The sequence below is a fragment of the Koromonas humicola genome, assembly GCF_059726255.1.
In genome coordinates this window covers 4,253,282-4,266,915 of sequence record NZ_AP040873.1, presented here as the reverse complement: position 1 = coordinate 4,266,915, position 13,634 = coordinate 4,253,282, and the positions used below count along the sequence as shown (strand labels likewise).

At 56.6% G+C, this 13,634-nt stretch carries 11 protein-coding genes; 4 read left to right on the top strand and 7 right to left on the bottom strand.

Going from position 1 to position 13,634, the window contains the following annotated elements; translation table 11 throughout:
• Nucleotides 1-42 precede the first annotated feature (42 nt).
• Nucleotides 43-1,134 carry a tRNA dihydrouridine synthase DusB gene (gene dusB / locus AC6IZD_RS18580; RefSeq protein WP_497785118.1) on the top strand — a complete coding sequence of 364 codons (1,092 nt, stop codon included), beginning with the start codon at nucleotides 43-45 and terminating at the stop codon, nucleotides 1,132-1,134.
• A 73-nt stretch (nucleotides 1,135-1,207) separates the two neighbouring features.
• The gene (locus AC6IZD_RS18575) at nucleotides 1,208-1,492 is read left to right on the top strand and encodes a PilZ domain-containing protein (RefSeq protein WP_497785116.1); all 285 of its coding nucleotides are present in this window, start codon (nucleotides 1,208-1,210) and stop codon (nucleotides 1,490-1,492) included.
• Here AC6IZD_RS18575 and AC6IZD_RS18570 read toward each other — a convergent pair.
• Complete coding sequence (locus AC6IZD_RS18570; protein ID WP_497785115.1) at nucleotides 1,456-2,343, bottom strand: MBL fold metallo-hydrolase; 888 nt, start codon at nucleotides 2,341-2,343, stop codon at nucleotides 1,456-1,458. The genes AC6IZD_RS18575 and AC6IZD_RS18570 overlap by 37 nt on opposite strands.
• Nucleotides 2,344-2,483: 140 nt before the next feature.
• Here AC6IZD_RS18570 and AC6IZD_RS18565 point away from each other — a divergent pair, with 140 nt between their 5' ends.
• On the top strand, nucleotides 2,484-2,729 hold the full coding sequence (locus tag AC6IZD_RS18565) for a hypothetical protein (RefSeq protein WP_497785114.1): 246 nt from the start codon (nucleotides 2,484-2,486) through the stop codon (nucleotides 2,727-2,729).
• A gap of 163 nt (nucleotides 2,730-2,892) precedes the next feature.
• Here the strand turns inward: AC6IZD_RS18565 and AC6IZD_RS18560 are convergent, their stop codons facing one another.
• From AC6IZD_RS18560 to AC6IZD_RS18535, 6 genes are all read right to left on the bottom strand, one after another.
• Nucleotides 2,893-3,798: a ParB/RepB/Spo0J family partition protein gene (locus AC6IZD_RS18560; RefSeq protein ID WP_497785112.1), complete on the bottom strand. Its 906-nt coding sequence runs from the start codon at nucleotides 3,796-3,798 to the stop codon at nucleotides 2,893-2,895.
• Nucleotides 3,795-4,616 (bottom strand): ParA family protein, encoded by an 822-nt coding sequence (locus tag AC6IZD_RS18555; protein WP_497785111.1) that lies wholly within the window; start codon nucleotides 4,614-4,616, stop codon nucleotides 3,795-3,797. The genes AC6IZD_RS18560 and AC6IZD_RS18555 overlap by 4 nt, the downstream gene beginning before the upstream one ends.
• Nucleotides 4,617-4,990: 374 nt before the next feature.
• Nucleotides 4,991-5,614 carry a 16S rRNA (guanine(527)-N(7))-methyltransferase RsmG gene (rsmG, locus tag AC6IZD_RS18550; protein ID WP_497785109.1) on the bottom strand — a complete coding sequence of 208 codons (624 nt, stop codon included), beginning with the start codon at nucleotides 5,612-5,614 and terminating at the stop codon, nucleotides 4,991-4,993.
• A 399-nt stretch (nucleotides 5,615-6,013) separates the two neighbouring features.
• Nucleotides 6,014-7,126, bottom strand: a complete 1,113-nt coding sequence (locus tag AC6IZD_RS18545; protein WP_497785107.1) for a 4Fe-4S binding protein — start codon at nucleotides 7,124-7,126, stop codon at nucleotides 6,014-6,016.
• Nucleotides 7,127-7,477: 351 nt separating this feature from the next.
• Nucleotides 7,478-8,491 (bottom strand): zinc-binding alcohol dehydrogenase family protein, encoded by a 1,014-nt coding sequence (locus AC6IZD_RS18540; RefSeq protein ID WP_497785105.1) that lies wholly within the window; start codon nucleotides 8,489-8,491, stop codon nucleotides 7,478-7,480.
• Nucleotides 8,492-8,671: 180 nt separating this feature from the next.
• On the bottom strand, nucleotides 8,672-12,013 hold the full coding sequence (locus AC6IZD_RS18535) for a TonB-dependent receptor (RefSeq protein WP_497785104.1): 3,342 nt from the start codon (nucleotides 12,011-12,013) through the stop codon (nucleotides 8,672-8,674).
• 392 nt (nucleotides 12,014-12,405) lie between these two features.
• Between AC6IZD_RS18535 and AC6IZD_RS18530 the strand changes: the two genes are divergently transcribed.
• Nucleotides 12,406-13,506, top strand: coding sequence for an alpha/beta fold hydrolase (locus tag AC6IZD_RS18530; RefSeq protein ID WP_497785101.1), 1,101 nt, complete (start codon nucleotides 12,406-12,408; stop codon nucleotides 13,504-13,506).
• The last annotated feature ends 128 nt before the right edge of the window (nucleotides 13,507-13,634 follow it).

Sequence of the window (13,634 nt, the reverse complement as noted above, 5' to 3'; positions counted from 1 at the left end):
CTGGCAACTGTCTGGGCTATCGGATGCCGATACAATAGGAACGTGCATAAGTTTTATGACAACCCGCAGGTGCATGAAGCACCGGAAGACGTGAGGGTTCCGGCGAGTCTGAAGATCGGCTCGGTCGAGATCTCACCAGCAACGGTTCTGGCTCCCATGGCCGGAATTACTGATACGGTGTTTCGTCGTTTTATCCGAGAGATGAGCGGCTGTGGCCTGCTGATGACGGAGTTTACGTCCGCTGATGGAGTGATTCGGAAGAAAGACAAGAAGGCGCAGCGCTTTCTGCACTTCTATGAAGATGAGCACCCGATCAGCTCGCAACTGTTTGGCTCTAATCCAGACTCACTGGCGGAAGCAGCCAAGATGGTTGAGGGATTCGGATTTGATTTGGTTGATCTGAATCTGGGGTGCCCGGCAAAGAAGGTTGTGAAGTGCAACGGCGGTAGTGGCCTGCTGCGAGAATTGCCGACAATTCAGAAGATCTTTGAATCGGTGCGTGCGGCAGTGAAGATTCCGTTTACGGTGAAGTTCCGCGCTGGTTGGAGCGAGAGCGAGTTGGTGTTTCGCGAGCTGGCGAAGATGGCTGAAGGAAGCGGTCTAGACGCAGTCGCCATGCATGCTCGCACTCGTCAGCAAGGCTACAGCGGACAGGCGCAGTGGGAGTGGATTACCGAGCTGAAGTCGCTGGTGAAAATTCCGGTGATTGGAAATGGCGACATTCGGACCCCGGAAGACGCGCGCGCAATGGTTGCGGTGACCGGGTGTGATGGGGTGATGATCGGGCGAGCGGCGGCTTCGAATCCATGGGTGTTCCGACAGATTGCGCAGTACACCGCTTCGGGCCGATACGACGTGCCAACGCGCGACGATCGCTACGAGATGATTCGTCGCTACTTCGGGATGCTGATTGTTGAAGGTTTCCCGGATGCGACCGGCAAGATGAAACAGTTCGCATCGTGGTTTACGCACGGTGTGGAAGGTGGAGCGAAACTGCGTAAGGCGATCTATGAGGCTAAGTCGCCTGAGGCGATCGTCGCTGCTGTGGACGAGTTCTTCTCGCGGAAGCAGACGGAGATTGAGGAAGTATGCGATGTTGCTGAGGCCAGCGATTTCGATGCGTGTTGCGGTTGATGAACGGTTGTGCTGAGGTGATCAGTTGGAAGCTCCAACGCGGAAATGGAAACGACATAAAGTAGATATGCGCGTGCGGATTCGACGCTGGGAGGATCCGGACGATGCTGCCACCGTGGTTCGAACGTATGAGTTGAGCGAAGGTGGAATGAGTCTGTACGCCTCGGAAACACTGGAGACGGGGGCGCTGTTGCAAGTGGAGTTTTCACTGCCCGAGTCAAAGCCATTGCGATTGCAGGCCGTGGTGCGGAACCGTCGCGGGTTCCGCTGTGGACTTGAGTTCGTCGATGCGCCGATAACGGCACGCGCAGAACTCGCGCGTTATCTCAAGACATTCGCTGGTGTGATCGAAGCCTGATTATCAGCGGACTCGACAGGTTGGGCGATGTATCCGCCTTTTGAGTCGCGCGAAATATAAGCCCACGGCGTAAGTGGATCGTGGGTGAAAATAGTGAGCCACCGTTCGGGGATTGCGTCGCTGTAATATCGATGACGATTGTCGATGGAGTCGATGGGCGAGAGGTCGTATCCCATGACCCACGTTGGCTGAAGATGTGCAGTGCTGGGAATGAGGTCGCCTACATAGGCGGCCTTCTTGTTTTGGCTCTCGATGATGACGGCTTGATGATCAAGAGTATGTCCTGTGAAGAGCTCGACGCGAATGCCTGGCACGATAGACGAGTTGCCGTTGAGCAGAATGGCGCGTCCGCTGGAAACAAGCGGATCGTAATTGTCTGTGAGATAGCTGACGCGATCGCGCTCGTGTTGTTGATGTGCGTGCGCGAGTTCGCCGCGCTGGTAGTAGTAGCGCGCACGCGGGAACGTGGGAACGACGGTGCCATCGGCTCGGCGCACAGTGTTCCATCCGCAGTGGTCGAAGTGAAGATGTGTGTTAATTACGATATCGAAATCATCAGGAGCAAAGCCTGCAGCAGCGAGGTTGGCGAGCAGAGCGGATTGCGTGTCGTATATGCGCTGCATCTTCTCGTGCAGCTTATTGCCCGCTCCGGTATCGATGAGGATGGTGTGATCTCCGGTGCGGATTACGAGCGAGTTCATTGCCATGTGCAGGCGGTTTTGCTCGTCGACGGCGATCTTTTTGGACCACATGGTTTTTGGAATGACGCCGAACATGGCGCCGCCGTCGAGGTAGTAGAGTCCGTCGCTGATGATGGTGAGTTCGAAATCGCCAAGCGTGGTGCGGTGCAAAGGGCTGTCTCCGTGTCTTGCAGACTCACGGTTAGATGATTAATCGGGGCTCGGGATTCGCAGGAGAGTGAGGCAGAATGTGGTCGCAGTGAGGTGGGGCAGGGTATAATTCGCGGGCTAAGTTAGAAGAGGAGAGTGGAATGAAGGTTCGTTCTTTGATGGCTGTTCTTCTGTTGAGTTGTGTGTCGATGTGGGCGCAGGCGGCGCAGCAGAGCGGTGATGCGGACAAGCACGCCGAGCATGAGCACATGATGTGCAAGCGCGACAAGAGCGCAAAGATGGATTGCTGCAAGAAAGACAAAGACGGCAAGATGGCAAAGGAAATGGATTGCTGCATGAAGGGCAAGTGCGCACGAGCGAAAAAGGGCGAGGACAAGAAGAGCTAACCTATTGTCTGAAAAGACAATAGCTGCGAGTGCGATGTGTTGCATGGTGGTTAATGGTTTCTGAAGGTGGGGTACCACAGAAGTAAACAGCTTAAGAGATTTGTAACTGTGAATGTCTTTTTGTGAAGAGAAGGGCGGCTAAGAGCCGCCCTTTGTCGTTTGCTTACTTCTGTCCGTTGAGCATTTCTAGAACGCGGTCGAAGTCTTCGAGCGACTTGTATTCGAGCACGATCTTGCCTTTGCCCTTTTTGTCCTGAATCTGGACGCGTAGGCCGAGCGACCGCTGGAGCTGCTGTTCGGCTTCGCGTACATTGGGATCTACCTGGCGCTCCGGTTTGGCTGCAGCCGGTTCGGGATGAGCGAGGTTGTAGGCGGCTCCCTCAACCTGACGGACGGACATGGAGAGCTGAACGGCACGCTGGGCCAGACGGAGCATGGCTTCGGGCGAGTCAAGGGTCATCAGGGCCTTGGCGTGTCCGAAGGAGAGCTTGTTGCTCTCGACCATCTTGAGGACTTCGCCGGGGAGCTTTAGTAGGCGCAGGAAGTTTGAGACCGAGGATCGATCTTTGCCGGTGCGCTGAGCCATTTGCTCCTGCGTCAGGCCGAATTCGCGTCCGAGGCGCTCGTAAGCTCGGGCTTGCTCGACGGCGTTGAGGTCCTCGCGCTGGAGATTCTCAACAATCGTGATCTCCATGGCCTGCTCGTTGGAAATCTGGCGCACGATGGCCGGAACTGTTTTCTTTCCGGCGCGCTGGGAGGCAAGCCAGCGGCGTTCGCCGGTAACAAGCTGATAGCGTCCTGAGTGCTGGCGGACGGTAATGGGCTGGACGACGCCGGAGACCTTGATGGACTCGGCTAGTTCGTTCAAGGCGATGTCATCGAAAACGGTGCGGGTTTGGTAAGGATTGCGGTCGATCTGGTCGACGGGGATCTCGCGTACTTGGTCACCGGTGGGCTGCTGCGACTGCGGCGTTGGGGCTGCATTGCCGGAATGGACGCCACGGGCTGCCGGAAGTAGGGCGCCGAGTCCGCGTCCGAGGGCTTTCTTCTTATCTTGGGTCGAGTTCACTGCTGGACCTCACTTTGTGATGGCTGTGGCACAGGGCGTTTCTTTATGCGGGTGAGTACTTCCTTAGCCAATTTGACGTAGCTCTCGGAACCGCGGGACTTGGGATCGTAAAGAATGGCCGGTTTGCCATGGCTGGGGGCTTCGGCTACGCGTATATTCCGCGGAATGCTGGTTTCGTAGAGATAGTCGCCGAGGTAGGACTTGAGCTCTCCGGTGACGCCCTGGGCAAGATTTGTGCGGTCGTCGTACATGGTGAGGACGATCCCTTCGATTTCCAGCGAGGGATTGAAGCTCTGGCGGACCAGTTCGACCGTATTTAACAGCTCGCTGATGCCTTCGAGGGCGAAATACTCGGCCTGCATGGGGATAAGGACCGAATCTGCGGCGACCAAAGCATTGATGGTGAGTAGGTCGAGGGCCGGCGGGCAGTCGAGAATGATGAGCTCGTACTCGGAGCGGAGCCTCTGAAGGACATGACGGAGGCGGTATTCTCGGAATTCGCCGTTGACGAGCTCGACATTGATGCCGGAGAGGTGGCTGGAGGCCGGGAGAACTTTCAGCTTGTCGATTTCGGTGTCCTGGATGAGCTCGTTGGGATCAGCTTCGTCGCTGAGCGCATAGGTGGTGATGAGTTCGTAGGTTCCGGGACGATCTGCGTCTTTTGCGAGCCCCAGACCCGAGGAGGAGTTGGATTGCGAATCGCAGTCCACTAGCAGCGTTGAGTGGCCATTCATGGCGAAGCTGGCGGCCAGATTGATGCTGGTGGTTGTTTTTCCAACTCCGCCCTTCTGATTGGCGATAGCGATGACCCGAGACATAGAAAGCTCCAGGCAGCCGGTAATGAAACGGCGTCGGTTGCCGATTGTGGGACAAGTTTGAGGGTAAAGGAGTGGGAGAGCGGCTCGCAATGGTTTAAGGGCTGTGGAGGGTTGTGAATATGGTGCATAAGTGAAGAAAGCTGTGCAGAACGTGAATTTATGTTCCACGTGGAACAGCGCGCGGGCCGCGCGACCGGACTCGAGCCGGTTCGGGGAAAACTGTGGATGTTCCACGTGGAACATTGATGTTTATGGCTGGGAGGCGAGGCCTTTGAGTGAGGCTGAGTGTTCCATGTGGAACACTCAAACGATTGCTTGCGAAGGTTCTAGGGGGAACATAAGGATGGAGCACGGCGATGTTCCACGTGGAACATTCAGGCGGGGCGCTTCCATGTAAGCAGTATTCGCTGGTCGGATGAAGGGATCGGAGCGACCACATAATCGCCCTGTGGCAGAAGCGAAAGAGCGAGGTTGTGCTGGGTGGCTCCGATGAGGAGAGCGAGTCGGCCTCCGGGGGCGACAAGGCGTATGGCGGATGACAGTATCGCCTCAAACTTCTCGACCGCCCGCATCGTGACCAGAGAGGCTTGTTCAGAGATAGTCTCGGCGCGCTGGTTGCGGATGATGGCTTTGGATACCTGGGTGGCGCGTTGGACTTCTTTGAGGAAGGTGGCCTTTTTGCCGTGAGCCTCGATCAGCGTCAGTGTGAGCGTCGGAGCCCAATACTTGACCGGGAAGCCTGGGAATCCGGCGCCACTGCCGAGATCGAAGACGTCCAGGGCAGAATCTCGGGGTAGGAGTTGACGGGCAGCAAAAAGGGACTCCCCGAAGTGTCGGGTCACCATTTCTTCTGGAGTACGCACCGCAGTGAGGTTCATGCGCTGGTTCCAGCGGACAAGGAGATCCAGGTGGGCTTGGATCGAGGCAAGAAGTTGGGAGTCAACATCCGCGGGCGGAATGTATGCGGCGAGAAGGTCGAGCAGGGTGCTGTCATCCATAGTGACAGGATAAATGGTTCTGGGTCTGTGTGGATTTCCGGACAGGTTGGGATGCTAGGGATTGGGGCTTCGCTTCGCGAAGGGTGACAGCTCGAAGATCAAGATCACGCCTAAGGTAGAAATCTAAGTCGAATCAGAAGCAAGAACAAGATCAACTGCAACGGCAGGACAAAGGATGAACCTTTGGAGAGCGCTTCGCGCTTTCTTTGTTAGATCCCACATGCGCTTGCCAAAAGAGGCAAGCGTATATGGGGCACCCGCGGTGCTTGGGTTAGTGTAGGTGGATGTATACACGGCTACATGTAGACATGTTTTTACATGGCGTGCACGCATATTCACATGTGTCAATGTTTTCTGGCATTGAAAAGGCGCTCGGGTGAGCGCCTCTCTTGTTGCGGGCTAGAAGCCTGGGTGACTCAGGGTGTCGCTTTGAGGGATTAGCTGGCGATAGACGTCGTCGGGGACGTTGGTTTGCCAGTGGTGCGAGATGCGAGCCAGCCCGATGCCGGAGAAGAAGAGGGCTGCGAGGATGATGACGACCGCGACTGGTTGCAGAGCGCGTCCCGTCCAACGGTCGGCGATCGTGGGTGAAGTGCGCGGAGGCAGTGCGAGCTGAAGCGCGTCCTGTGCGGCGCAACTTGCGACGCATTCGAGGCAGGCGGTGCATTCCGCCGAACGGATCTGCACGAGGCGGTCGACAGGAAGGTTCTGCGGGCACGCCTTAGCGCATTTGCCGCAATCAACGCAGGCGTCCTGATCGCGACGAATCTTGACCGGGCTGGCGAGAGAGACGAGTGACATGAGCGCGCCGTAGGGACAGGCGTAGCGGCACCAGAAATTCTTGATGAGCACGGAGAGCAGGCCCAGCACAAGGATGACGATGACAGCGGTGGAGCCCATGTGCTCGAAGAAGCGCAGCATTTTTACGTCGGCGAGCAGGCCGTAAGGGCCGTTCATGAAATCTTCAAGGTAGGCGGCGGACTCGCCTCCGATGATGACGACGAAGAAGGCGAGAAGCAGGTACTTGAGAGAGCGCAGCGGGATGTCGATCCAACGCGGGAGCTTGGCGTTATGTCCCAAAAACTTTCGGCCGGCCTTCCAGAGATATTCGGAGAGGGTGCCGATGGGGCAGAGCCAGGAGCAGAAGGCGCGCTTCAGAAGCAGGCTCATGGCGACGAAGATGAGGAACAGGACCATGGCCGCGGGATGAATCGCGGGGATGTGTCCGGTGGCGAACAGGTAGCGCGTGTTCATGAGGCCCGCGATGGGAAGCCAGCCGTCAACTCCGGCAGGGCGCGAAACATGCGGGCCCGTAGCGCCGGACTCGAAGTATTTAACAAAGAGGTAGAACTTGGCGCAGAGAAAGACGTTGAGCAGGATAAACGCGGACTGCACGATGAGTCGCGTGCGCTGAGAACGGTCGGGCGCGGCACGGCGCACCAGCTTCTTCTTGGGCTTCGAAGCGGGATCGGGCAGCGCGGCTTCTACTGGGGGTACGGCATTAGTCGACATATATAAAGATAGACCTTCTATTTAAAGCCTATGGGGCTGCGGGGTGGGGAGCTATGACTTCCGTCACAAAACCAGGAAATGCACAGCGGGAGTAGGAAGCCAGAATCGAGGTTGAGGGAGGTGAGGAGAAGCCTCGCGAGGTTAGTGTTAGGTGACCTGGGGCAGCGGTGAAGATGTGATTCGGGGTAGGGATCCTTCGCTTCCGCTCAGGATGACACTCAACCGCAAGAGCAAGAGCAAGAGCAAGAGCAAGAGCAAGAGCAAGAGCAACAGCAACAGCAAGAGCAACAGCAACAGCCCCGCCCCAGCGGAGCTAGGACGGGGCACCCTCGTCAAGAGTGGAGATGCGGGCTAGAAGCCTTCGAGCACCATCTTGCCGATGGACTTGCCTTGTTCGATCGCGGCGTGGGCCTTGCGGAGATTTTCGGCGGTGATGCGTCCGGCAGGCTCGTTGAGCGTAGTGCGGATAAGGCCTTCATCGACAAGTCTCGATATTTGCTCAAGGATTCGGTGCTGCTCAATCATGTCGGGCGTCTGGAAGACGGAACGCGTGAACATCGACTCCCAGTGGAGTGAAGCGGCCTTGGGCTTGAACTTGCGAACATCGAGTTGGGCGGGATCGTCGATGAGTGCGAAGGCGCCCTGCGGGGCGATGATCTCCACGATCTCGTCAAAGTGCTGGTCTGTGTGAGTGAGAGAGATGACGTATTCGACGAACTTGAAGCCGAGCTTACGAACTTCTTCGCTGAGCTTTTTGGAGTGATCAACGGTTTGGTGCGCGCCGTTCTGGATGGCCCAGAGTTGGGACTCGGGCCGAGAGGCGGAGCCGATGATGGCAAGTCCTGTGAGACGGCGGGCGAGTTGTACGAGGACGGAGCCGACGCCGCCGGAGGCTCCGACGACGAGAAGCGTCCCGGCTTGCTGTGGCTTGCCAAGTGGAACGCGCAAGCGGTCAAAAAGCAGCTCCCATGCGGTGATGGAGGTCAGAGGCAGAGCTGCGGCTTCGGCAAAGGAGAGAGTGTGCGGCTTGTGTCCGACGATGCGCTCGTCCACAACATGGAACTCGGAGTTGGTGCCCGGGCGGGTGAGGGTTCCGGCGTAGAAGACTTCGTCGCCGGGCTTGAAGAGTGTGACCTCGTGGCCGACGGACTCAACGACTCCGGCGCAGTCGAAGCCGAGAATCTTGGGCTGGCTTTCGGTGCCCTGCGCGCGCATACGGACTTTGGTGTCAATCGGATTCACCGACACTGCATGGACGTGCACGAGGAGATCGCGCGGGCCAGGGGTGGGCTTGGGAGCTTCGAAATCGAACAGCGACTTGGGATCAGAAGGCGGTAAGGACTGAATGTAGCCGACGGCTTTCATGTGGGCTCCTTGTTGGGGGAATGATAAAGGAGCGCGGTGGAGATGCGCCAATTCGTGAATGTAGGTTACGCGGGATGATCAGACACTCGGAATGAGAGCAGATGCACTTGAGATGTTTGTTGCATGAACGAAAAGCGGGGCTCCGAAGTATTGGCAGTGGAGTCCCGTTTGTCAGAGGAGTTACCGGCTTAGGCGCAAGGCGAACTGGACAACGCGTGGGTCGGTAGTAGTGGAAGTGATGGTGCCGAATGATGCGGTTCCGGCACTTCCGTTTGGTTGAGCGAAAGCGGGAGTGTTCGTGACGTTGAACATTTCGGCACGGAACTCAAGGCTGGTGCGCTCGGAAAGTTTGGTCCTCTTAACCAGCGCGACATCGAGGTCGCGATAGGCCGGACCGCGCACGGGGTTGCGGGATGCGTTGCCAATGGCGAACTGCTTGGTTTCGGTGAACGCGCTGGTGTTGAAGAACTGCTTGGGCGTCCGCTTGTTGGACGACAATGCCGGGTTGCCGGTGATGGTGGGGCGCTGCAGAACGAATCCGGCGAAAGAGTTGTAGTTGTTGGCTTGCGTGATGGTGACGGGCATGCCTGATTGAAGCGAGACGATGACGTTGAGACGCCAGCCGCCGAGGACCTTGTCGGCTATGCCGGTGGACGCGAAGCGATGGCCGCGTCCGGCGGGCAGGTCGTAGATTCCACTGATGGAGGTGACGTTAGGCATGTCGCCACTGGAGGAATCACGCTCGAGTCGCGGGTGGTATGTATCGGCTGCAACCAGGCTGCTCGAGTTTGGAGAGGAAAGTACGGTAGAGGAAAAGACGGATGATGCGTCGTCGATCAGCTTGGAGTGCGTGTAGGAGAACAGCAAGTACATGCCGCGGCTGAATCGCTGTTCGAGCTTGGCTTCGATGGCGTTGTAGTTGGTCTCGCCAGTGTTGTTGCGATAGATGGCGACGTTGAGGAATCGAGGGTAGGGCTTGAGCAATTGCGCCTGTGTAACGGTCTTGCTACCGATGGAACTCCACGTGGGAAGCTGGCCGTAGTAGGGGTTTGTGACCTTGGCGAGTAATGCGGTGCCCTGCGAAAGTTGATCGACGGTGAGTTGGTTGAGATTGGAATCAGGAATGCCGACGTGGACGATGTGCGATCCGACGTAAGCGACTTCAAATGACAGGTTGTTGGTGAGCTGGCGCTCGATGGCAAGGTTCCACTGTTGTACGTAACCGGAACCGGAGTTGCGATTGACGGTATAGACACTCTGTCCGAGTCCAGCATCGGGTGTTTGCGGAATGGCGACGACGGTGGGGCCGTTGGAAAGTGTGAACGCGGCGTTGATGCTGTCCTGAGTCTTCTGCTGCACGTTCTGAATGAACGGAAACTGCGGAGTGGTGAATGGTGTGGTGATCCCAGACTGATCGATGAAGACGATGCCATAGCCAGAACGCACGACAGTTTTTGGAGTGAGCAGGAAAGCAAGGCCGACGCGGGGTGCAATGTTGCCGTAGTGCAATTCGCGGGCGCTTGTCGAGGAGCCGTTCTGTCCGAGGTAATCGAGTTGCTGTGTTGAGAGATTGAAGACCGCTCCCTGATTGTTCTTTTCAGTCGAGGGGAAGTGTAAGGTCCAGCGTGCGCCGAGATTGAGTGTCAGGCGACTGCTCACGTGCCAATCGTCTTGCAGAAAATACTCCATGATGTGGTCGCGAGGACGAAGCTTGCTTTGTTGAAGATCGATTTGGAAGGTATCGACTTGGCCAAGAAGAAAGCTGGCGAGCGCGTTACCTCCGATGGTGCCACTGGTGATCTGCGTGTTCGTGCCCGTGGTGGTGAAGGCGAAAGCGCCAGTGGGATTCGGGGGCGCGATGGTGTTCAGTTGATACCAACGGAAATCGATGCCGCCCTTGATGGAATGGCGTCCGTGTGTCCATGAGAGCCCATCGACCAATTCCCATACGCCAGTCTGATATTGCGAAGTGGTGCTGGCGGATGCTCCGATCTGCTGAAATCCAGTAACGGTGAACAGAGGCAGAGCATTGTTGAATGCGGCGTTGGTTGGGATGCCAGGAATGCCGAGCGCATTCGAAGCCGTATCGCTGACAGTGGGGCCAAGGATGTTGTTGCTGCGGCGCGTATAGCCAAGGCGAACGTCATTGAGCAGATGATTGGCGAAGGTATGAGTCTCGCTGAAGACGGTCTGCTGCCCGAGCACGTGTGAGAGTCCCGCGACGCCTCCGGTGCCGATCACTGAACCGGAGATTGCACCGCTGCCATCGGGAAGCGGAGTGACTGGCTGCTCAACTTCGTTGAAGTAAGAATAGCGAGTAAAAGTCCGGTCGTGAGATGAAAGCGCACCGTCCACGCGGACATCGAACTGATTCTGGTGATCCGTATCATTGGCCGTGCGGGAGTAATTGTTCGCACCGGTGGCGGACGCCAAGTTGGGAAGCGGATAACGCGCGAGCAACGCCAAGGCTTCTGTGTCCATTGGCATCGTGATGATGTCGTTTGCGAATTCCTTGCGGGAGTACTTGCCTTCGCTGTATGCAGTGGTTGCAGGATCGTAAATGTGTGCAACGCCGGTGAAGATGCCTTGACGTTCGTTCAGCGTAGGCACAGTGGAAATTCGCGTGACACCAATCAACTGCTTCACACCTTGATATCCGCCAAAGAAGAAAACTCGATTGCGAACAATGGGAGAGCTGAGGGTTCCGCCATATAGATTGCGGCGGTACTCGGGCTTTCGGGATGAAGTTGAGAAATAGTTGCGCGCGTTGAGATCTTCATTGCGCAGGAACTCGTAGAGGCTGCCATGAAGGTCATTGGATCCGGAGCGAGTGGCGACGTTGACGACGCCTCCATTGAAGCGCCCGAACTCGGCGGCAACATTATTGGACTGCACGGTGAATTCCTGAATATCGTCAATGATGGGGAAGAAAACGACTTGTCCGGGCTCGGGTTGCAGCGCGGAGATGCCATCGTAGAGATATTCATTGGTGCGCGGACGTCCGCCATTGATGCGGGGAAGAACGGTGCCGGGGGGCAACTCGACTCCGGGCGCGAGTGTGGTGAGTTGCACGTAATTGCGCGAGTTCAACGGCATTGCAACGACAGCAGTGCCGGGAATGTTGGTCTCGACATCACTCGTCGCGGCTTGCAGCACGGGCGGCTCCGCATTGATGGTGACGGTTTGCTTATCGCTGCCGAGCGTCAATGCAAGATCGACGGCTGCGGTTTCTCCAACGTTCACCTTTATGCGTGGATGGCTGAGATTTTGAAAGCCAGGCGCGGAAACATCGAGGCGGTATGCGCCGGGGTTGAGATCGCGAAAAACGTAGTCTCCCGAACTGGATGTGGTGGTGCTGCGATGCAGATTGGTCGCGGATTCTGTGAGTTCCACATGCGCGTTGGCTATAGATGCGCCTGTGGGATCAGAGATGCGGCCTTGAAGATTGCCACGAACTTGCGCAATAGCGAGAGTCGAAATCGACACGAAGAGAGCCGTTGCAAGGCGCAAACGGAAGCTCATCTCTACCTCCTGAAACTTCAGTCCTGCTAGAAACCGTGATGTAGCGCGGCAGGCGGTGAGAAGCAGCTGTGCTCGTGCTAGAGAATTGAAGCATACTGCATATACAAATACGAGCACAAAAAATATGTGACTTTATACTGAGCGGGTGTGTTTACGAAAGAAAAGATGGGAATTGTGTTACGGAATTGAACACATGCTGTGAGTTTTGTGTGCATCGCCACCGAGATGAGTCTGAACCTTGCTGGATGGGAACGTGAGATAGCGCCTTCCGAGCCGTGAGTTGGAGTAAGTACGGCAGGTCGTGTGATTTCGGTGAGTGAGTGCAGTACAACACCCGATTCCGTTCAGAGTAGCTGAATGTTAGCTTGAGGACGGAAGTTGTTGGGGGAAGTGTGAGCGAACGATTGAATTCCGACAAGGTGAGTGCTCCGGGAGCAAGAAGCGCGGGCACGGGAACTGCAAGCAGCACGACGGCGTGGATGTCGATGATGCCGCAATTTCGACTGTTTAACTATTGGGTGGCGGCAACCGAAGTTACGTTTCCGCCTGCTCCGGAGTGGACGACCCACAACGAAGTGATCGCGGATTTGAGCACGATGAAGGTGCGCGAGTTTGGCAAGGCATCGGGAATTCCAGTGCTGATCGTGGCTCCCTATGCGGGGCACTCATCTACGATTGCGGACTTTGATGAAGGCCAGAGCTTGGTGCAGGTGTTCAATAATGCAGGTTTCCACACGTTTTGCACGGACTGGAAATCGGCCACGTACGAAATGAAGGATTACGGAATCGACCACTACGTCGCCGATCTGTGGCGGGCTGTGCGACAGATTGGCGGGCGCGCTCACCTGGTGGGACTGTGCCAAGGCGGATGGCTGTCGGCCATGTTCGCCGCCAGCTTTCCGGAGATGGTGGAGACAATTACGATTGCTGGAACCCCCCTGAATACGCAGGCTGGTGATGGCGTCGTGAAGCGCTTGTCAAATGAGCATCCGATCGAGTGGTTCCGCAGCATAGTGAAAGCGGGCGGAGGATTGATGCGCGGCGCGATGATGCTGGCAGGATGGAAGTCCATGCACGCGTATCAGAACTACTGCGGAAAATATGTGGATTTGTTCGAAAAGATGGATGATGAGAAATACCTGCAGCGCACGAAGCACTTCGCTTCGTGGTATGAGCATGTGCTGAATTTGCCGGGGCAGTTCTATCTTGAAGCGGTGGAGACGCTGTTCCAACAGAATCGACTGTTTGAGGATGGCTCCCTGGGCAAGATCACCTGCCCTGTGTATCTGATCGCAGGATCATCGGATGACATTACGCCGCCAGAACAGGTCTTCAGCGCAGAGGAGAAATTCACGGGTGCTCCTGTCATTGGAAAAACACTGGTGCCGGGCGGACACGTTGGACTGTTCATGTCGAGCAGGAGCGTGAAGAATTACTGGCCGCAGGTCGCAGCCGGAATGCGTGATCATTGGAGCGACACGACTGAGTCCTGATGAACGGCAGAGGATCGTGACAGGTTTTGCGGTGCTTTCTCCTCGGAGGCACCGCGTTTCATTTTGGGCAGGACAGTAGGGGTGGTGCAGATATCGGCATTTTGCTTTCCCACCTTAGCCGCGCACAG

Coding starts and splice junctions, on each gene's coding strand:
- AC6IZD_RS18565 (WP_497785114.1), top strand. CDS start 2,484: ATGAAGGTTCGTTCTTTGATGGCTGTTCTTCTGTTGAGTTGTGTGTCG.
- AC6IZD_RS18555 (WP_497785111.1), bottom strand. CDS start 4,616: ATGTCTCGGGTCATCGCTATCGCCAATCAGAAGGGCGGAGTTGGAAAA.
- rsmG (WP_497785109.1), bottom strand. CDS start 5,614: ATGGATGACAGCACCCTGCTCGACCTTCTCGCCGCATACATTCCGCCC.
- AC6IZD_RS18545 (WP_497785107.1), bottom strand. CDS start 7,126: ATGTCGACTAATGCCGTACCCCCAGTAGAAGCCGCGCTGCCCGATCCC.
- AC6IZD_RS18540 (WP_497785105.1), bottom strand. CDS start 8,491: ATGAAAGCCGTCGGCTACATTCAGTCCTTACCGCCTTCTGATCCCAAG.
- AC6IZD_RS18535 (WP_497785104.1), bottom strand. CDS start 12,013: ATGAGCTTCCGTTTGCGCCTTGCAACGGCTCTCTTCGTGTCGATTTCG.